The organism is Klenkia sp. AC732 (genome assembly GCF_979256525.1).
On the sequence record NZ_CEEDOS010000006.1, the window covers coordinates 116,041 to 134,330 of the forward strand.

The following is an 18,290-nucleotide window of genomic DNA, read 5'->3' on the forward strand; positions in this document are numbered from 1 at the left end:
CCGGGTCAGTCCGTCGCGGGGTGGTGCGCGGCCCGGGCCTGCGCGTGGGCGTGCACGACGGCGGCGAACCGGCCGGCGAACGGTGCCCACACCGCCTCGAGGTCGGGGTGCACGTCGGCCGCGGCCAGGCAGACCGTCTCCAGGTCCCGCCCGCTGGCGGCGACGCCGGTGGGGTCGCCCTCGGCCCACTGGCGGACGATCTCGGGGGTCGTCTCGATGTGGAACTGCAGGCCGTAGACGTTCCGGCCGACCCGGTAGGCCTGGTTCGGGTACGCCGGGTTGCTGGCCAGCAGGGTGGCGCCCTCGGGCAGCCGGTCGATCTCGTCGTGGTGCCACTCGAGCACGTCGGGGCTCAGGGGCAGGCCGGTGAAGACCGGGTCGACGTCGGCGGCGTCCCGCTTGGCGACCAGCGTGGCGCCCACCTCGGGCCCGTCCACCCCCACCCGGGTGCTGCCGCCGCCGACCTGCGCCAGCAGCTGGGCGCCCAGGCAGACCGCCAGCGTCGGTACGTCGGCGGCCAGCGCCTGGGCCAGCAGGTGCCGCACACCGACCAGCTCGGGGCTGGTCTCGGCGTCGTCCAGGGAGGACTGCGGGCCGCCCAGCACGAGCAGCCCGTCGTGCCCGGTCAGGTCGGCGGGCAGCTCGTCACCCCGGTCGCAGTGCCGGGCGTCGAGCTCGAGCCCGGCGTCGGCCAGCCACTGCCCCAGCCGGGCCGGCGGGTCGGTGTCGGAGGGCACGACGACGAGCAGACGGGTCACGGGGGTGAGCATATGGAACGGCCCCGGTGCAGGGTCCCGGCCCGCGCGGAGCGTGGGCCGGGGGCACCGGGGCCCTTCGTCACAGGCCCGGCAGGTACCGCCGCAGCTCGAAGGGCGTCACGTTGCGCCGGTAGGAGTTGAACTCCTCCCACTTGTTGCGCAGGAAGAACTCGAACACGTGCTCCCCGAGGGTCTCGGCGACCAGCTCGCTGTCCTGCATCGCGGTCAGCGCCTCGCCCAGGCTGACCGGCAGGTCCTCGTAGCCGGCGGCCCGGCGCTCGGTGTCGGTGAGCGACCAGACGTCGTCCTCGGCCTCGGGCGGGAGCTCGTAGCCCTCCTCGATCCCCTTGAGCCCGGCGGCCAGCAGCACCGCGAAGGTGAGGTAGGGGTTGCAGGCGCTGTCCGGGGAGCGGACCTCGACCCGGGCCGAGTTGGCCTTGGAGGGCTTGTAGGAGGGCAGCCGCACCAGCGCGGAGCGGTTGGCCTTGCCCCAGGTCGCCGCGGTCGGGGCCTCGGTGCCGGCCAGCAGCCGCCGGTAGGAGTTCACCGTCTGGTTGGTGACGGCGGTGACCTCGCGGGCGTGCCGCAGCAGCCCGGCGATGAACTGCTTGCCCGTGGTCGACAGCCGCATCGGGTCGTTGGCGTCGTGGAAGGCGTTGCGGTCGCCCTCGAACAGCGACAGGTGCGTGTGCATGGCCGAGCCGGCCAGGTCGGTGAACGGCTTGGGCATGAAGGTGGCGTGCACGCCCTGGGCCAGCGCCACCTCCCGGACGACGTGCCGCAACGTCATGATGTTGTCGGCCATCGACAGGGCGTCGGCGTAGCGCAGGTCGATCTCCTGCTGGCCGGGGGCGACCTCGTGGTGGCTGAACTCCACCGAGATGCCCATCGCCTCCAGCGCGAAGACCGCCTCGCGGCGGAAGTCGTGCGCCACATTGTGCGTCGACAGGTCGAAGTACCCGCCGGTGTCGGCCGGGGTCGGCGGCGTCCCGTCGTCGGGGAGGTCCTTGAGCAGGAAGAACTCGATCTCGGGGTGGGTGTAGAAGGTGAACCCCATGTCTGCGGCCTTGCCCAGCGTGCGGCGCAGGACGTGCCGGGGGTCGGCCCAGGACGGCGACCCGTCGGGCAGCGAGATGTCGCAGAACATCCGCGCGGTCTCGCTGGCCTGGCCCTTGACCCCGGGCATCACCTGGAAGGTGCCGGGGTCGGGCTTGGCGAGCATGTCGGACTCGTAGACCCGGGCGAAGCCCTCGATGGCCGAGCCGTCGAAGCCGATGCCCTCGGCGAACGCGGCCTCGATCTCGGCGGGCGCGACGGCCACGGCCTTGAGGTAGCCCGAGACGTCGGTGAACCACAACCGCACGAAGCGGATGTCGCGTTCCTCCAGGGTGCGCAGGACGAACTCCTGCTGACGGTCCATGGCGGCCATCCTCGCCTCCGAGCGTGTCCGGTTCGTTACGACACCCGGGAGCCTGCCCCGTCCGGGTGCCGGCTCACACGGCGGGGTCTCAGGTGACGGTGGGCGCCAGCGCGGAGCCGGCCACCCACTCCTCCCAGCCGACGTTCCAGTCACCGAAGCCGTCGGTCTCCTCCAGCGTGCCGCCGGCGCCGGCGACCTGGACGACGTCGCCGCGGCCGAAGTTGTCGTAGAACCAACCGGCGTTCGCCGTGGACACGTTCAGGCAGCCGTGGGACACGTTGCGGGAGCCCTGGTCGCCGACCGACCACGGGGCGGCGTGCACGAAGATCCCGGAGTTCGACAGCCGGGAGGCGTAGTCCACCGGCGTCCGGTAGCCGCCGGGGGCGTCGGTCGGCACGCCGTAGGTGGAGCTGTCCATCGTGTACTGCCGGGACTGCTGCATGACCACGTAGGTGCCCGACGGGGTGGGGCTGGAGTCCTTGCCCAGCGAGGTCGGCATGGTGCGGACCAGCGCGTCGTCGACGTAGAGCCGCAGCTGCAGCTCCTCGGCGTCGACGACGGCGACCTTCTTGGGCCCGATGTCGAACTCGACGTGCTTGCTGGCCTGGCCGTGGATGCCCTCGCCCACGTCGACGCCGTAGGTGTCCACGTCCACGGCGACGTGCGTGTACGCGGGCCAGAAGTCGGCCGGCCGGTAGTGCACGGTGCGGTCGGACAGCCACGACCAGGACCCGGCGACGGCGGGGGTGGTCACCACCGACAGCCGGCGTTCGACGGCGGCCCGGTCGGTGACGTCCTCGTCGAAGGTGATCGAGATGGGCTGGCCCACGCCGACGACCGGGGTGTCGGCGTTGGGGAAGACGGTGGGCATGGTCAGCGTGCGGGGGGTGACCGTGCCGACGGTGCCGGAGGTGGTGCTGGTGGTGCCGGCGGCGTCCGCTGCGGTCACCGACACCGAGTAGGTGGTGCCGTAGGCGAGGTCGGTGGCGGCGGTCCAGGTGGACCCGGCCGGGTCCAGGGCGCCGTCCAGCGGCGTGCCGTCCGCGGCGGTGACGGTCACCGCGGTGAGCTTGCCGTGGCCGGCCCGCACCGACAGCGGGGTGACCGGGTCGACGTCGGTGGCACCCAGCGGCGGGTCGACGCTCACCACGGCCGCCGGGACGGGCTGCGTGCTCGGCGCGGCGGACGTGGCGGTCGGGGCCGACGTCGCCTCCTCGGGAGCGCCGGCGGAGCAGCCGGCGAGCAGCACCGCGGCCACCGCGGTGAGCGCGACGAGGGGGGTGCGGAGGGTGCGGGCACCGAGCATGTTCGTGGACCTCTGCCTCTGGTCGGGCGCCGGGACGAGCCGGTCGACGCAGAGTCTGACATGCGGGAACGCCCCGTCCCGGTCGACCGGAGTGGAGGATCGACGGACTTCCCGGGCGGACACTGGCAGGTGTCTCCCGGGACGTGCGGGTGCAGGATGGCCGGGTGACCACACCGTCGTCGTCCGACCACACCGAGTCCGTCCTCTACGGCGGCACGTCCACCGCCCGGGTGCGCATCCACCACCTCCAGCAGGCCAAGGCCGCGGGCGAGCGGTGGGCGATGCTCACCGCCTACGACACCTACGCGGCGCGCGTCTTCGAGGAGGCCGGCATCCCGGTGCTGCTGGTCGGTGACTCCGCCGGCAACGTGGTGCTCGGACACACCTCGACGGTCCCGGTGACCGTGGAGGACCTGCTGGTGTTCACCAAGGCCGTCACCCGGTCCACGTCGCGGGCGCTGATCGTGGCCGACCTGCCCTTCGGCAGCTACGAGGAGTCCCCGCGCCAGGCGTTCGAGACCGCCGTCCGGATGATGAAGGAGGGCGGCGCGCAGGCGGTGAAACTCGAGGGCGGCGCCCGGGTGGCCCCGCAGGTGCGGCTGCTCAGCGAGAACGGCATCCCGGTGATGGGCCACGTCGGGTTCACCCCGCAGTCCGAGCACTCCCTGGGCGGGTTCCGGGTGCAGGGCCGCGGCGACGGCGCCGACCAGGTCCTCGCCGACGCGCGCGCGGTGGCCGACGCCGGTGCCTTCGCGGTCGTGCTGGAGATGGTGCCGGCACCGGTGGCCGCCCGGGTGACCGCCGAGCTCGCCGTCCCCACGGTCGGGATCGGCGCCGGACCGGACTGCGACGCCCAGGTGCTGGTCTGGCCGGACATGGCCGGGCTCAACGGGGGCCGGGTCCCCCGGTTCGTGAAGAAGTACGCCGACCTGCGCGGGGAGCTGCTGCGCGCGGCCCAGGAGTACGCCGCCGAGGTGCGCAGCGGCGAGTTCCCGGCCGCCGAGCACAGCTTCGAGTGAGGACGCCGGGGAACCGGCCCGCCGGGCTCACCCGCGCGGGCGGTACCCGGCCATTCAGCTGAACCAGAACGTCCGTAATGCCGAAGACCCGGAGGACCACCCCCGTTCGAGAGGACCCTCCGTGCCCATCACCCGCAGCAGCGTCATCGGCGTCGCGTCCGGGATCGCCTTCCTCGCCGCCGTCGTCGGCGGCGTGGCGGCCAACGCCGCCCCCGGCGACCCGGTCCCGTCCCTGAGCACCGAGGCCGACGGGGCGGCGGTGACCGCACCGACGGCCCCCGTGGCCGAGGCCGCCCCCACCGCGGAGACCGCTGCCGTGGCCCAGGCCGCCGACCCGGCCGACACCGCGGCCACCGCGGCGGTGGCCGGGACGGCCCCGGTCGCCAGCGCCGACACCGTGGCGGGCACCGCTCCGGTGGGCACCCCCGGTGTCGCAGGTACCCCGGGGACGACGGCGGAGACGGCGCCGGTCGGCACCGCCGGCACCCCGGCCCCGGTCGCGGGCACCGCGGGCACCGCTCCGGTCGCCGGGACGGCCGCCGTCGGGACCGCCGGCACCCCCGGTGTCGCCGGCACGACCGCGACCACGGCCGACGTCGCCACCACCGCGCCCGTCGGGACCGCGGCGCCGACCGCGACGACCGCGCCGACGGCGCCGGACGCCAACGGGGGGTGCCCTCCCGGGACCACGCTGGGTGTGGGCCTGCTCGGCATCGAGGTCTGCGTCTGACCCGGGCGACCGGGGCCGGGCAGTGGGTCTCCCCGACCGTCCGGCCCCCGTCGTCGGGGGGACCTGCCCTCAGACGTCGGTGACCCGGATGCCGGCGTGCACCTCGTACCGCCGGTTCACCGAGACCAGGTTGATCGTCAGCGCCTCCACCTGGCGGGCGTTGCGCAACCGGCCCGCGTAGACCCCGCGCATGCCGGGGAGCCGACCGGCCAGGGCCTGCACCAGGTCGGTGGCCTCCCGGTCGTCCCCGACGACCATCACGTCGCCCTCCAGGGTGGGCCGGGACAGGTCCTCCAGGGTCACCGCGGACAGGTGGTGGAAGCCACCGACCACCGAGCTGTCGGGCAGCAGCGCCGCCGCCTGCTGGGTGACGCTGCCCTCGGGCACGTCCAGCACGTAGGCGCCGAGCTCGTCCCAGCCCATCGGCACCACGCAGTCGACGACGACCTTGCCGGCGAGCGGGGCGGCCAGCCCGGCCAGGGTGTCGGCGTGACCGGCGAAGGGCACCGCGACGACGACCAGGTCCGCGGCGCCGGCGACGTCGTCGTTCGACCCGCCCTGCACCGACACCTCTCCCCCGCCGGCCGCGCCGGCCCGGCCGGCGACCGTGGCGGCCACCTCGGCGGCCCGCTCGGCGTCTCTGGAGCCCAGCAGGACCCGCTGGCCGGCCGCCGCCCAGCGCACCGCCAGACCGCGCCCCTGGGGCCCGGTCCCGCCCAAGACCCCGACGACCAGGTCCTCCACCGCTCGCCGCTCGGCCACGCCGCCTCCAGTCCCCCGGGCCGCCCCGGTCGGGTGGCCCTGCCGACGATCATGCCCCGCCCGGTCGCCCCGGGCAGGGTGGGTCAGGCCTGCTCGCCCCGGTCCCAGGCGCGGTCCTCGGCGTCGGCCCGCTCGTTGCGCTCGGCGACCCTCTCCAGGGCGTGCGCGGCCTCGTCGCGGGTCTCGAACGGGCCGAGCCGGTGCCGCTCGGCACAGCCCTCGGCGCCCTCCACCGTCTGGTGCTTGATGCAGTAGAACCACGGCCCCTCGGCCATCGTCGGACCTCCCAGTCGGTCTCACGTGCAGACGTGCTCACCCTGGCACCCGTCGTCACCGCCCGCCCCTCGGTGGCAGTGAGCCACCTGGCGTGACGCATCGTGAGGGCGCGCGCTACACCCCGGGGTGCGGTGGCAGGCCGGGGCGCCTCCGTCCGGCCCGGTTCCGGGTACCGGTGCGGCAGACTCCGACGGTGCCCCGTTCCTGGAGCGACTCCACCGATGCGGTCCGACGGACCGGGTCCCCTGCCGGCGCGCCCGGCCGCGGTGCCGACTCCCGGACCCCCGCGCTGGTGATCGCGGCACTGCTGGTCATCGGGGCGGGGTTGGGGACGATCAACCTCTTCGTCGACGGTGTCCTGCGCGACGGCACCCCCCGGGTGGTCTACGCCGCCACCATGGCGCTGCTGGCGGTGATCGGGGTGCTGCTGGCGGTCCGCCGCCGGGCCGGGCGGTGGACGACGTTCGGCCTGGTGCTGACCGGCGACGTCGTCTACGTGGTGATCGCGATGTCGATCACCGACCCACTGCGGTACGCGAACCCGCTGATGATGCTCTTCGCCGCCTTCGTCGCAGCCTGGTTCCTGGACCGCTGGATGCTGGCCGTGCACGTGGCGCTGGTGCCGGTGGCGTGCTGGATCGCGCTGGCACCCAGCTTCCCGGACACCCCGGCGCTCGCCGTCCAGGTGGTGGTCAGCGCCGGGATGCTCGACGTCGCCGCCCTCGGGGTCTTCGTGCTCCGCCGCCGGGTGCAGCGACTGCTGAGCGACACCCAGCGGCTGTCCTCCACCGACCCGTTGACCGGGCTGGCGAACCGCCGTTCCCTGGTGTCCAGCGCCGACCGGCTGTGGCGCCAGGCGTTGCGCGACCGGCAGCAGGTGGCGGCGCTGGTGCTGGACCTGGACCACTTCAAGGAGCTCAACGACCACCACGGGCACGCCACCGGGGACGCGGTCCTGCAGGCGGTGGCCCGCGGGCTCGCGGGCGTCGTCCGCCCCTCGGACGTGCTGGCCCGCACGGGCGGTGAGGAGATGGTCGTGCTCGGGCTGGCCGCCGACGCCGGGGAGGCCCGTCAGCTCGGGGAGCGGCTGCGCGCCGCGGTGCGGGCCGCGGCCGTCGACGGGACGTCGGTGACCGCCTCGGTCGGTGTCGCCCTGGTGCACCCGCTGGTCTCCGACGACCCGCAGGACGCCGTGTGGCGGTTGATCGACCGGGCCGACGCCGCGATGTACGAGGCCAAGCAGGCCGGCCGGGACCGCACCGACCTGGCCCCCGACCGGCTGCCCGTGCCCCGGACGCCCACCTCACCGCTGTCGGTCGACGGCGTCGGGATGGCCTGACGCGGGCGGTCCCGCGCCCGTTCTGCTCTAGTGGGGGCATGGCCCAGGGACTGCTGCACCGCTCCGCCGGGATCGATCCCACGGCGGTGGTCCCGCTGCCGCTGCGGGACCAGGCCGAGGTCCGCGACCGCTGGCTGACCCAGCGGCTGCAGGACCTGCTGCCCGACCTGATGGACGACGCCGGCATCGACCTGTGGGTCGTCGTGGGCCGGGAGTACAACGAGGACCCGGTGCTGCCCACGCTGCTGCCGGCGTCCTGGCTGTCGGCCCGCCGGCGGACGATCCTGCTGCTGCACCGCAGCGACGACGGCGTCACACCGATGGCCGTCGCGCGCTACCCGGTCGGCCAGTTCGTCCAGGCCTGGGACCCCGACGACGACGAGCCGGGCGCCACCGCCGAGCAGTCCCAGTGGGCCGCCGTCCGCCGGGTGGTGGAGCAGGCGCGGCCGCGGGCGATCGGCGTCGACGTGTCGGCGACCTTCGCCCACGCCGACGGGCTGTCGCACACCGAGCACGGGCTGCTGGTCGACGCGCTGGGCCCCTGGGCGGAGCGGATGGTGCCCGCCGAGCAGCTCGCCGTCCGCTGGCTGGAGACCCGGCTCCCCGAGGAGGTCGAGGCGCTGCACGCGATGAACGCGCTGGTGCACGACACGATCGCCGAGGCCTTCTCCCCCGCCGTGGTCACCGTCGGGCAGACCACCGCGCTGGACGTGGCGTGGTGGATCCGCCAGCGCTTCCACGACCTGGGCGTCGAACCGTGGTTCCAGCCGACGGTCGGGCTGCAGCGGGCCGGGGTGCCGCTGCTCGACGAGCGCGGCACGGTGCTGGCCGGCGTCCCGCACGACGCCGTCGTGGGACCCGGGGACCTGCTGCACTGCGACGTCGGGCTCAAGACGTTGGGACTGACCACCGACACCCAGCGCAACGCCTACGTGCTGCGCCCCGGGGAGACCGCTCCCCCGGCCGGCCTCGTGCACGCCCTGGCCGTCGGGAACCGGATGCAGGACCTGGTGACCGAGGCGATGGTGCCCGGCCGCACCGGGGACCAGGTGCTGGCCGCGGCCCGCGCAGCCGCGGCCGCGGAGGGCGTGGACGGCGACGTCTACAGCCACCCGGTCGGCTTCTACGGCCACGGCGCAGGCCCGGCGATCGGCATGTGGGACGCCCAGGGCGGCGTGCCCGGCACCGGCGCGGTGCCGGTCCGCACCGACACCACCTGGGCGCTGGAGCTGTGCGTCCGGGTGCCGGTGCCCGAGTGGGACGGCCAGCTGCTGCGGATGGCCCTGGAGCAGGGCATCGCGCTCACCGCCGACGGCGTCAGCTACCTCGACGCCCGGCAGACCGAGCTGCTGACCCTCTAGCGCGCGTCCCGGGTCGCCTTGTCGTTGGCCTCCTGCAGGGCGTCGGCGAGCTCGTCCTTGGTCATCGTCGAGCGGCCCTCGACGCCGGCGTCCTGGGCGAGGGAGTACAGGTGCTGTTTGGAGGCGTTCGCGTCCACACCGCCCTTGGAGTCCAGGTCGGTGTCGCGGTCCCCCTCGGCCGACTGCTGGTCCGAGGGGCCCTTCCCGCCGTCCTCCTTGGGCTGCCAGTGGTCGCCCACCTTCTCGTGGGTGTGCTTGACCGCGCCCCACGCGACCCGGTTGGCGGCCTGCTCGTCGCCGTCGTAGGTCCCGATCGCGCTGTCGTGGGTCTTCGCGTACGTCTCCTGGGCCTTCGCGTCCGAGCGCTGCAGGGTGCTGGGCAGCTCGTCGGCGATCGGCTTCCCGCTCTTCGTCGTCTTCGGCATGGCCGCGCTCCTACCCGGCCGGCTCCTCCAGGAACGTCGTCCAGAAGGCGCGTTCGTCCTCGGTCAACGGTCGTGAGGCACCCAGGCCCGGCTCGACCACCACCAGGACGGCCACGACGGCGATCGCCACGTGCCCGTCCTGGCGCAGCTCCTGACGGGTGGTGACCGAGCTGGTGCCCAGCCGGGTCACCCAGCTCTCGATCGTGACCTGCTCGTGCGGGCGGTAGTACAGCTGCCGCCGGTAGTCGACCTCCAGTCGCGCCAGGATGACGGGCGGCGCGCTCGAGCCGTCGCCGCCCGCGGCGGTCTCGCTGGCCATCGTGAGCCGGGCGTCCTCGAGCAGGCTCAGCGCCCGGGCGTGGTTGACGTGCCCGTAGACGTCCGGGTCCGACCACCGCAGCTGGACGGCGTGCTGGTGCCGCACGGCTCAGACCGTCTCGTCGCTGCTGCGGTGGCCGCCCTGCGCGTCGTCGGCGTCGGGGTGCAGGGTGCGCTCCTCGGACTCGGCCAGGATCGCCTCGGCCTGGGCCTCGGGGTCCGCGCTGCCGCCGGTGCTCTGCTCCTCGGGCAGCAGCTCGGCGCGGGTCTCGACGTTGTGCTCGGTGACGTTGGCGCGGGCCTCGGGCGAGGGGTCCTTCTGCGTGGTCATGCCCCGAACCTAGGTCCCGGGCCCGCGCCCACGCGCGCTCAGTCCGTCGGCCCCGGCGTCGAGGCGTCGGTGTAGCGCAGGACCGCCGCCACCGGGACGTCGCCGGGCACCGCGGCCCGGGGGACGACGACGACCGCGGCGTCGCTGCCCGCGGCGGCCCGGACCAGCGCACGGTCGGCCGGGACGGCGGTCCCCCCGTCCAGCCCGAGTGCGGTCATGTCGGCCTGGTCCACCCCGACCTGCAGCGGGTCGGGTCCGACCAGCAGGGCCTCGTCGACCCCCTCGTCGGGCAGCACCAGGGTCTCGACCTGGGCCTTGCGCAGCGCCTCCACGACCGGCGCCACCCCGGTGACGGCCAGCCCGTGCGCGGCGGCGGCCTGCACCTGCTCCAGCACCCGGGTCTGGTCGGCGGCCTCGTGCTCCGCGACCAGCTCCGCGGCCCGCCGGTCGACGACGTCCCGGTCGGCGCCGGCCGCGCGGCCGCCCTCCTCCATCGTCACGGTGAGCGCACCCAGCTCCGTCCCGGCCCGGTCACCGAAGAGCTGCCGGGCCCGGACGTCGCCGGCCACCAGGACGAAGCGGGCCCCGACCCGGGCGGCGAGCCGGTCCACCACGGCCAGCACCCGGTCGGCGTTGTGCACCCAGGTGTTCTCCGCGGTGTGCTGGTAGCGGTGGTGGGCCCACCCGCCGCCGGGGACCTTGCGCATCAGGAACGTCTCGCCGTCGACGGACTCCTCGTCCAGCACGACGTCGGGGGCGGTCTCGACGGTGACGTCGGCGCCGACCCGGTCGGCGACCACGACGACGTGCGGCACCCGGCCGGGGAGCTGGCGCAGCACGCTGGTGACGTCGGGCAGCGGCGCCCACTCGACGAGCTCGCGCAGCGGTGCACGGGCCAGCGGGGTGTCCACCAGCACCTCGCCGGTGGGGCCGACGACGAGCGCGCGGCCGCGCAGCTCACCGGACACGCCCTCGGGCGGACCACTGGACAGCCGCTCGCGGACGGCGGTCACGACGGGCTCCGGCGCGCCGGTGCCGGCGAGCTGCTCGGTCAGGCCACGGACGCGCAGCTCGAGCTCGGTGTCGGCGTCCTCGGTGGTGTGGCTGACGTCGGCGCAGACCGTCGCGTACGGGCCGGGGGGCTGCAGGGCGGGGGTCAGGAAGGACACGTCCATCGGACGGGGCTCCTCACGGGGGACGCGGGCGGGCCGGTGCTGGGCCGCGGGGTGCGTGTCCCTGCGCCTACCCGCGGTCTCCCGCCGCGCACACCCGACGTGTCGTCCCGGACCGGGCGGGTAGCCCCGCGCTGCGGGAGACCACCGCCGGAGCCTGCGAGAGCCCCCGCGAGGGCCCACGCGGGGGCCTGCCGAGAGGACGCCGCCGTGAGCGAGCACGACACCCTGCCCCTGCCCGACTACGACCACCTGCCCCTGGGCAGCCTGACGTCGCGGATCCGGACCCTGGACGCCGGTGGTCTCGGGCAGGTGCTGGCCTACGAGCGGGCGCACGCCGACCGGCTGCCCGTCGTCCAGGCGGTGGAGCACCGGCTGGAGCAGCTGCGCTCGGGCGCGGAGCCGTCGGAGGGGTCGCCCCTGGCCGCGCAGCCCGAGCACGCGCCCCCGGCCGCGGGCGGGTCGCAGGTCGGCGAGGCGACCGCCGGGCCGGTGGTGGACCCGCCGTCGCACGGCGACCCGACCAACCCGGCGCAGCCCCGGTCGACGGGCTGAGCCCAGCCCCCGGAGGACTCAGCCCCCGCAGGACTCAGCCCCCGAAGGACTCGGCCACACCCAGCGCCGCCGGTCCGACCAGCACCACGAGCAGCGCCGGGAGGATGCACAGCATCAGCGGGAAGAGCACCGTGACCGGGATCTTCATCGCCTTCTCCTCGGCGCGCTGGCGCCGCTTGACGCGCATCTCGTCGGCCTGCACCCGGAGCACGTCGGCCATCGCGATGCCGAACTCGTCGGCCTGGTTGACCGCGCGGACGAAGCGGGCGAGGTCGGGCACGTCGGTGCGTCGGGCCAGGGCGTCGTAGGCGTCGCGGCGCGGCCGACCCACCGCGACGTCCTGCAGGGTGGTGGCGAACTCGGCGGCCAGCGCACCCCTGCCGCCGGCGGTGGTCCGGGTCAGCGCGGCGTCGAAGCCCAGGCCGGCCTCGACCGCGATCGTCGTCTGGTCGAGCACGTCGGGCAGCTCCCGGGCCAGCAGCTCCCGGCGCTCCTCGCCGCGCCCGTGCAGCAGCACGTCGGGGAGCACGTAGAGACCGGCGGTGAGGGCCAGCAGCACCAGGACGGCGGGCAGCCCGGGCCGGGCGGCGAGGACGGCACCACCCGCGGTGGCCCCGACCGCCGCGCCGGCCAGCTTGGCCCACAGCACCCGGGCCATCGTCCAGCCGGCGGGGCTGCCGGCCCGGCCCAGGGCACGCCGCACGTGCCCGGCCACCCGGTCCGGGGTCAGCGCGCGCAGCACGGCCCCGCTGGCCGTGCGCGCCTCCGCCGTCCCCGCCGTGCCCGCGGTCGCCACCGTCCCCGGGAGCAGACCCCGGGACAGGTTGTCGGCCACGACCCCGGCGACCACCCCGGGACGCAGCACCCACAGGGCGGCCGCGACGGCGGGGGGCAGCACGAGCGCGGCGACGGCGGCCAGCACCAGGGCGGGCATCAGAACGCGATCCGGACGACGGAGCGGAGCCAGACCCCGCCGACCAGCCACAGCACGGCACCGGTGGCCGACAGCACCAGCCCGGCACCGGAGGTCAACCGCCCGACGTACTCCGGGCTCACCAGGGCCAGGAAGCCCAGCGCGAGGACCGGCAGGGCCATCAGCACGTACCCCGACACCCGGCCCTCGGCCGAGAGCGCCTGCACCTGGCGACGGACCTGCGCGCGCTCCCGGATGGTCGCCCCGACGCGGTCCAGCACCTCGGCCAGGTTGCCGCCCACCTCGCGGTGCACGGCGATGGCCTGCCCGACCCAGCCCAGGTCCTCGTTGCCGGTGCGGTCCACGACCTCCTCCAGCGCGGCACCCAGGTCGCGGCCCACCCGGGTCTCGGCGACGACGCGGCCGAACTCGACCGACATCGGCGGCTCGGTGTCGGTGGACAGCGCGTCCATCGCCCGCAGCACGCTGTGCCCGGCCCGCAGGCCTCCGGCCATCAACTGCAGGGCGTCGTCCAGCTGCTCGGCGAAGGCCGCCTGCCGCCGGCGGGTCAGCACCCCGAGGACGATGCGCAGCCCCACCGGGACGACGGCGGCGGCCAGCAGCCCACCGAGGACGCCGGTCAGCGCGAGCCCGAGGACACCCAGGGCGAGGGCGGCGGTGCCGCAGCGCAGCACCACCTCGCCGGGGCGGGCCTGCAGGCCGGCGCGCTCCAGCGCGGCGGACAGCGGACGGGCCAGCCCGCGGGCCTCCAGCACCCGGTGCACCCGGACGGCCAGCGCGGCGGCGGTGACCGAGCCGGCCGGCTGGGGCGGCAGCGAGGGGTCCAGCCGCGACCGGGGCACCAGGACCGGGCGCGGGACCAGCACGACGAGGGCCACGACCAGCACGGCGCCCGCGCAGCACGCGACGCCGAGCTCGACGGCGCTCACCAGGCCGCCCGCGCGGGGGAGGCACCGAAGGTCCCGGCGGGCACCGTGATGCCCAGCTCGGCGAACCGGTCGGCGAAGCGCGGGCGCACGCCGGTGGGGACGGTGGTGCCCAGGAACCGGCCCGAGGAGTCGACCCCGGCCGCGGCGTCGAAGCGGTAGACGTCCTGCAGCACCGGGGTCTCGGACTCCAGGCCCTGGACCTCGGTGACGTGGGTGACGCGGCGGCTGCCGTCCCGCAGCCGGGACAGCTGCACCACGACGTCGACGGCCGAGACGATCTGCTCGCGGATGGCCCGCGAGGGCAGGTCCAGCCCGGACATGAGGACCAGCGTCTCCAGCCGGGCCAGCGCGTCGCGCGGGGAGTTGGCGTGCACGGTGGACATCGAGCCGTCGTGGCCGGTGTTCATCGCCTGCAGCATGTCCAGGCTCTCCCCGCCGCGGACCTCGCCCACGACGATCCGGTCCGGGCGCATGCGCAGCGCGTTGCGGACCAGGTCGCGGATGCTGACGCCGCCGCGACCCTCGATGTTGGCCGGGCGGGACTCCAGCCGGACGACGTGGTCCTGCTGCAGCTGGAGCTCGACGGCGTCCTCGATGGTGACGATGCGCTCGTCGGCCGGGATGAAGGAGGACAGCGCGTTGAGCAGCATCGTCTTCCCGCTGCCGGTGCCGCCGGACACGATGACGTTGAGCCGGGCCTGGACACAGGCCCGCAGCAGGTCCGCCGTCTCCGGGCTCAGGGTGCCGAACCCGACCAGGTCCGCGACGGTGAAGGGCTGCGCGGAGAACTTGCGCACGGTCAGGGACGAGCCGCCGAAGGACAGCGGCGGGATGACGGCGTTGACCCGGGAGCCGTCGGCCAACCGGGCGTCCACCAGCGGTGAGGACTCGTCGATGCGACGGCCGACCTGGGAGACGATCCGCTCGATCACCCGGCGCAGGTGCGCCTCGGAGGCGAAGCGGGCGTGCGTGCGGACCAGCCGCCCGCCGCGCTCGACGTACACCGCGTCCGGGCCGTTGACCATGATCTCGGTGACCGAGGGGTCCTCCAGCAGGGGCTGCAGCGGGCCGTAGCCCAGGACGTCGTCGGTGACCTCGCGCAGCAGCAGCTGCCGCTCCTCCGGGGTCAGCGGGGTCTGCTCGAAGGACACCACGCGCTGCAGCTCGGTGCGGACCAGGGCGTGCAGCTGCTCCTCACCCAGGTCCGGGTTGCCCAGGCGGGTCCCCAGGCGGGCGAAGAGGGCGGTGCTGGCCCGCTCCTTCATCTGCAGCAGCGCGTCGCTGGGTGCGGCGGCGGCCGCCGGCTCGGGGGACGTCGCGGTGGCCACCCGGACCGGTCCGGCCGAGGGCGCCAGTCCGCGGGCGGTGGCGACGCGTTCGGCGAGGCTCACCGGGACTGCCCCGCGCTGCTGCGACGACGCAGCCAGGACCGCGCCGGCGCCGGGGCGAAGACGTCGAGCAGGGGTGCGAAGGAGCGCACGAACGGGTCGCGGGTGCCGCTCTGCAGCAGCGGGGCGCCGACGTTGGTGGACAGCCGGACCGCCTTGCTGTGCGGCAGCAGCACGTCCGGGCGGACCCCCAGGGTCGCAGCGACGTCGTCGGGGCCCGGGGTGCTGCGGCGCTGCACGGCGTTGAGGACCAGGTGCCGGGTGGGCAGCAGGGAGAGCTCCTCGAGCAGGGCGAGCTCGCTGCGCAGGCCGCGCACGGAGGGCACGTCGGTGCTGCTCAGGGCGACCAGGTCGGTGCTGGCCTCCACGGCGGCCAGGGTCGGGTCGGTGAGCCCGGGGGCGGTGTCGACGACGACGTGGCGGAACTGCCGGCGCAGGGTCTGCAGCAGCCGGGTGACCTGCTCGGCGGTGACGGCGTCACCGGCGACCGGTGAGTCGGCGCCGCAGACCACGAGCAGACCGGTGGGGTGCCGCTCCAGCAGGGCCTTGAGGGCGATCGGGTCGGTGGCGGCGGACCCGCTGACCAGCTCGGGCAGCCGGTGGACCGGCTCCATCGCCAGGGCGCTGGCCACGTCCCCGAACTGCAGGTCCAAGTCGACCAGCACCGTGCTGCCCTCCCCGGCGCGCTGGGCGAGGCCCACCGCCAGGTTGGTCGCCACGGTGGTCTTGCCGACGCCGCCCTTGGGCGACACGACCGCGACCACCTGGTGGTCGGCGCCCTCGACGCGTGCCGCGGGACCGGTGGCGTCGCGGCGGGCCGCGGTGAGCGAGGCGGCCCGGGCGAGGGCCCCGGCCAGCTCGTCGGCAGCGCCCTGCGGGTCCAGCACGTCACGCACCCCCGCCTGCAGGGCGCTCTGCCAGGACGCCCGGTCCAGCCGGGCCACGAGCACGACGCTGGTGCCCGGCACCTCCTGGTCGATCCGCTGGGCCAGGCCCAGGGCGACGTCGTGGCCGGCGGCGTCCCCGAGCACGACCACGTCCGCGGCCTCGGCGCCGCGCAGCCAGCCGACCAGCCGGGCGACCAGGCGGTCGCGGTGGTCCTCGGCGCGCAGCGCGGTGGCGGGGACGACGAGCAGGTCGGTCCCGGGCACGCCCTGCAGCCGGGTGTGCAGGACCTCGTCGGCAGCGATCAGCAGCACCCGGTTCACGACAGGACCTCCTCGACGGTGACGGTGCGGGTGCCGTCCTCGACGGCGTCCTCGGCCTCGGCGGACAGCCAGACGGAGCCGTGCTCCATGGCCCAGACCAGCTCCTCGGCGTCGGCGGCGCTCAGCGCCAGGGTGACGAGCACGGCACCGTCGGTGACGCCGTCGGTGGTCGTGGTGGCCGCGGTCTCGGCGAGACCGCCACCGGCGGGTGCGCCGGCGCCGTCGTCCGCGCCGGTGTCGACCGCGGTGACGAGCACCTTGTGCAGGGTCAGGTGGGTCGCCCCGAGGACCTGGCTGGAGACGAAGACACCGACGGTGTCCCCGGCGGCCAGTCGGCCGCCCAGGGCGCGCTGGGCCTCCAGCGAGACGCTGACCTCCTGCAGTCCGGCGGGCACCGGGACGGTGCCGGGCGGCAGCAGGCTCTCCGGGCTGGCGAAGCGCGCGGTCAGCAGCTGCTCCCCCGGCTGCAGGTCCACGGTGGTCACCAGGCCGGTGAGCGGGGCGAGGGTGTCCAGCGCACCGTCGGCGACCAGCCGGGCGGGGACGGCGGTGAGCTCCACGGAGCCGGCCACGTCGGCGGCCGGGGTGCCGGCGGGCACCGGGTCCACCACGACGTAGCGCTCGACGGTGCGGGCCCCGGCGAGGGCGCGGTCGTCGGCCCCCTGGACCCACTGGACCAGCACCCCGGCACCGGCGGTGGCCAGCACGGCGGCCACGAGCAGGGCGAGCAGACGGCGTCTCATCAGGTCACCTCGAGAGCAGGACGGCCCGGGCACCCAGGTCGGGTGCACCGCTGACCGTGTCGGAAGGGGCGGCGTCGAGCGCGGCGTAGCCGGTCGGGTGGCCGAGGAGGCAGGGCTGGTCACCGCAGGCGGCGCCGGCACCGACGACGGTGGTCCCGGTCGACCAGCCGGTGATGCGGAAGCCGGCGATGCCCAGGACCCGCGCGGACGAGCCGGAGGCGGTGCCGGTGAGCCGGTCGAAGACCGGCACCGGGACGACGGTGCCCAGCAGCGGGCGGAGGGTGTCCAGGTCGCAGCCCGGCGGGACGTCGTCGGTGACGGCGAGGTCCGCCCCCGCGACGACGTCCACGGAACACCCGTCGGCGGCCAGCAGGACCAGGCCCGTCGCGACCGGGCCGGCGGGGCCCTCGCAGGTGGCGTCTGCACTGGGGCGGACGACCTGCGGGCGGTCGCCGGTCGGCACGCCGGCCGGACCGGGACGCTCGCAGACCGACAGCGCGACGGGCACCGGGGAGGTGACCGCGGACAGCGCTGCCCAGCGGGCGGTGGTGCTGGCCTCGACCCGGCTGGCTCCGATGCCCAGCACGCCGGCGAAGACCGGGGTCACCCGGGACGCCACGGTCACCGTGACCGTGGCGCCGTCCACCGTGGCGGTGGTCCGGGCGGTGTCGTCGCCGGTGCGGTTGGCGGCGGTGAGGGCGGTGGCGGTGCCCGCGACGTCGCCGCAGGTGCCGCGGGCGCAGTCGGCGGCCACGGCGAGGGCCCCGGCGTCGCTGGCGTTGTGCAGCTGGGTGCGGGCCACGTAGACCACGGCGGTGTCCACGGCGAGCGCGGCGAAGCCGAGCAGCGGCACCAGCAGCAGCGCGACGACGAGGGCGACGGCGCCGCGTTCGTCGGTCAGCCGCCGCATCGCATGGCCGCCTGCCCGGTGAGGTCCCAGCCGCCGTAGAGGCCGGTGAGCGAGGGGGCGGTGTAGTGGACGAGGACTGTGGCGGTCGCGGACGGGTCGGTGCAGCGGCCGGGGTCGACGACGACCTCGTCGGCGCGCAGGACCGGGGACAGCGAGGTGGCAGTGGTCAGCACGGCGGTCCGGGCGGCGTCGGGGTCGTCCTGGACGGCCATCACCCGCACGCCCTCGCGGGCGGCGGCCGACAGCGTGGCCTGGACCTGGAACAGCCGGCCGACCTCCATGATGCCGAACAGCAGCACGAGCAGGACCGGCAGCACGAGGGCGAACTCGACGGCGGTCGCGCCGCGCTCGTCGCGGGTGCGGTGCACGGTGTCTCCTCTGCTGCGGGTCGTGGGTGGGGTGGGTG

The 18,290-nt window shown here is 75.6% G+C and carries 21 protein-coding genes; 5 read left to right on the forward strand and 16 right to left on the reverse strand.

Annotation, left to right across the window (positions count from 1 at the left end; translation table 11 throughout):
* Positions 1 to 5: 5 nt before the first annotated feature.
* The 3 genes from AC0IVP_RS04490 to AC0IVP_RS04500 form a co-directional block, all read right to left on the reverse strand.
* A complete protein-coding gene (locus AC0IVP_RS04490; RefSeq protein ID WP_471754868.1) occupies positions 6 to 758 on the reverse strand; it encodes a type 1 glutamine amidotransferase in 753 nt (250 codons plus the stop codon).
* Between the two features lie 79 nt (positions 759 to 837).
* Positions 838 to 2,178, reverse strand: a complete 1,341-nt coding sequence (locus tag AC0IVP_RS04495; protein WP_056297864.1) for a glutamine synthetase family protein — start codon at positions 2,176 to 2,178, stop codon at positions 838 to 840.
* Between the two features lie 88 nt (positions 2,179 to 2,266).
* Positions 2,267 to 3,484, reverse strand: a complete 1,218-nt coding sequence (locus tag AC0IVP_RS04500) for a L,D-transpeptidase (RefSeq protein ID WP_056297860.1) — start codon at positions 3,482 to 3,484, stop codon at positions 2,267 to 2,269.
* Between the two features lie 164 nt (positions 3,485 to 3,648).
* On the opposite strand from AC0IVP_RS04500, the gene panB reads away from it, so the two are divergent.
* Both panB and AC0IVP_RS04510 read left to right on the forward strand, forming a co-directional pair.
* Entirely contained in the window at positions 3,649 to 4,503 is an 855-nt protein-coding gene (gene panB, locus AC0IVP_RS04505) for a 3-methyl-2-oxobutanoate hydroxymethyltransferase (RefSeq protein ID WP_471754870.1), read from the forward strand.
* A 121-nt stretch (positions 4,504 to 4,624) separates the two neighbouring features.
* Positions 4,625 to 5,233 (forward strand): hypothetical protein, encoded by a 609-nt coding sequence (locus tag AC0IVP_RS04510; RefSeq protein WP_056297854.1) that lies wholly within the window; start codon positions 4,625 to 4,627, stop codon positions 5,231 to 5,233.
* A gap of 69 nt (positions 5,234 to 5,302) precedes the next feature.
* Here AC0IVP_RS04510 and npdG read toward each other — a convergent pair whose 3' ends face one another.
* Both npdG and AC0IVP_RS04520 read right to left on the reverse strand, forming a co-directional pair.
* Positions 5,303 to 5,995, reverse strand: a complete 693-nt coding sequence (gene npdG / locus AC0IVP_RS04515; RefSeq protein WP_056297851.1) for an NADPH-dependent F420 reductase — start codon at positions 5,993 to 5,995, stop codon at positions 5,303 to 5,305.
* Between the two features lie 83 nt (positions 5,996 to 6,078).
* Positions 6,079 to 6,270, reverse strand: coding sequence for a hypothetical protein (locus tag AC0IVP_RS04520; RefSeq protein ID WP_056297848.1), 192 nt, complete (start codon positions 6,268 to 6,270; stop codon positions 6,079 to 6,081).
* Between the two features lie 194 nt (positions 6,271 to 6,464).
* Between AC0IVP_RS04520 and AC0IVP_RS04525 the strand changes: the two genes are divergently transcribed.
* The gene (locus tag AC0IVP_RS04525) at positions 6,465 to 7,610 is read left to right on the forward strand and encodes a GGDEF domain-containing protein (RefSeq protein WP_056297844.1); all 1,146 of its coding nucleotides are present in this window, start codon (positions 6,465 to 6,467) and stop codon (positions 7,608 to 7,610) included.
* Positions 7,611 to 7,648: 38 nt separating this feature from the next.
* On the forward strand, positions 7,649 to 8,971 hold the full coding sequence (locus tag AC0IVP_RS04530; protein ID WP_471754872.1) for a M24 family metallopeptidase: 1,323 nt from the start codon (positions 7,649 to 7,651) through the stop codon (positions 8,969 to 8,971).
* Here the strand turns inward: AC0IVP_RS04530 and AC0IVP_RS04535 are convergent.
* From AC0IVP_RS04535 to AC0IVP_RS04550, 4 genes are read right to left on the reverse strand one after another with little or no spacing between them, the layout of a single operon-like run.
* On the reverse strand, positions 8,968 to 9,396 hold the full coding sequence (locus tag AC0IVP_RS04535) for a ChaB family protein (protein WP_471754873.1): 429 nt from the start codon (positions 9,394 to 9,396) through the stop codon (positions 8,968 to 8,970). The genes AC0IVP_RS04530 and AC0IVP_RS04535 overlap by 4 nt on opposite strands.
* A 10-nt stretch (positions 9,397 to 9,406) precedes the next feature.
* Entirely contained in the window at positions 9,407 to 9,820 is a 414-nt protein-coding gene (locus AC0IVP_RS04540; RefSeq protein WP_056297835.1) for an acyl-CoA thioesterase, read from the reverse strand.
* A gap of 3 nt (positions 9,821 to 9,823) precedes the next feature.
* On the reverse strand, positions 9,824 to 10,045 hold the full coding sequence (locus tag AC0IVP_RS04545; protein ID WP_056297831.1) for a hypothetical protein: 222 nt from the start codon (positions 10,043 to 10,045) through the stop codon (positions 9,824 to 9,826).
* A 38-nt stretch (positions 10,046 to 10,083) separates the two neighbouring features.
* Positions 10,084 to 11,220, reverse strand: a complete 1,137-nt coding sequence (locus AC0IVP_RS04550) for a baeRF2 domain-containing protein (protein WP_471754875.1) — start codon at positions 11,218 to 11,220, stop codon at positions 10,084 to 10,086.
* A 207-nt stretch (positions 11,221 to 11,427) separates the two neighbouring features.
* On the opposite strand from AC0IVP_RS04550, the gene AC0IVP_RS04555 reads away from it, so the two are divergent.
* Positions 11,428 to 11,772: a DUF8129 domain-containing protein gene (locus AC0IVP_RS04555; RefSeq protein WP_471754877.1), complete on the forward strand. Its 345-nt coding sequence runs from the start codon at positions 11,428 to 11,430 to the stop codon at positions 11,770 to 11,772.
* 34 nt (positions 11,773 to 11,806) lie between these two features.
* On the opposite strand, the gene AC0IVP_RS04560 is transcribed toward AC0IVP_RS04555, so the two are convergent.
* From AC0IVP_RS04560 to AC0IVP_RS04590, 7 genes are all read right to left on the reverse strand, one after another.
* On the reverse strand, positions 11,807 to 12,706 hold the full coding sequence (locus AC0IVP_RS04560) for a type II secretion system F family protein (protein ID WP_471754879.1): 900 nt from the start codon (positions 12,704 to 12,706) through the stop codon (positions 11,807 to 11,809).
* Positions 12,706 to 13,635 (reverse strand): type II secretion system F family protein, encoded by a 930-nt coding sequence (locus tag AC0IVP_RS04565; RefSeq protein WP_056297822.1) that lies wholly within the window; start codon positions 13,633 to 13,635, stop codon positions 12,706 to 12,708. The genes AC0IVP_RS04560 and AC0IVP_RS04565 overlap by 1 nt, the downstream gene beginning before the upstream one ends.
* On the reverse strand, positions 13,632 to 15,026 hold the full coding sequence (locus AC0IVP_RS04570) for a CpaF family protein (protein WP_471754881.1): 1,395 nt from the start codon (positions 15,024 to 15,026) through the stop codon (positions 13,632 to 13,634). The genes AC0IVP_RS04565 and AC0IVP_RS04570 overlap by 4 nt, the downstream gene beginning before the upstream one ends.
* Positions 15,023 to 16,231 (reverse strand): CpaE/TadZ family protein, encoded by a 1,209-nt coding sequence (locus AC0IVP_RS04575; protein ID WP_056297816.1) that lies wholly within the window; start codon positions 16,229 to 16,231, stop codon positions 15,023 to 15,025. The genes AC0IVP_RS04570 and AC0IVP_RS04575 overlap by 4 nt, the downstream gene beginning before the upstream one ends.
* Entirely contained in the window at positions 16,228 to 16,974 is a 747-nt protein-coding gene (cpaB, locus tag AC0IVP_RS04580; RefSeq protein WP_471754883.1) for a Flp pilus assembly protein CpaB, read from the reverse strand. Before cpaB ends, AC0IVP_RS04575 begins: the two co-directional genes overlap by 4 nt.
* A 4-nt stretch (positions 16,975 to 16,978) precedes the next feature.
* On the reverse strand, positions 16,979 to 17,884 hold the full coding sequence (locus tag AC0IVP_RS04585) for a pilus assembly protein TadG-related protein (RefSeq protein ID WP_471754885.1): 906 nt from the start codon (positions 17,882 to 17,884) through the stop codon (positions 16,979 to 16,981).
* On the reverse strand, positions 17,872 to 18,290 hold a 419-nt coding region (locus AC0IVP_RS04590; protein ID WP_471754887.1), incomplete at its 5' end, for a TadE/TadG family type IV pilus assembly protein. The genes AC0IVP_RS04590 and AC0IVP_RS04585, both read right to left, overlap by 13 nt.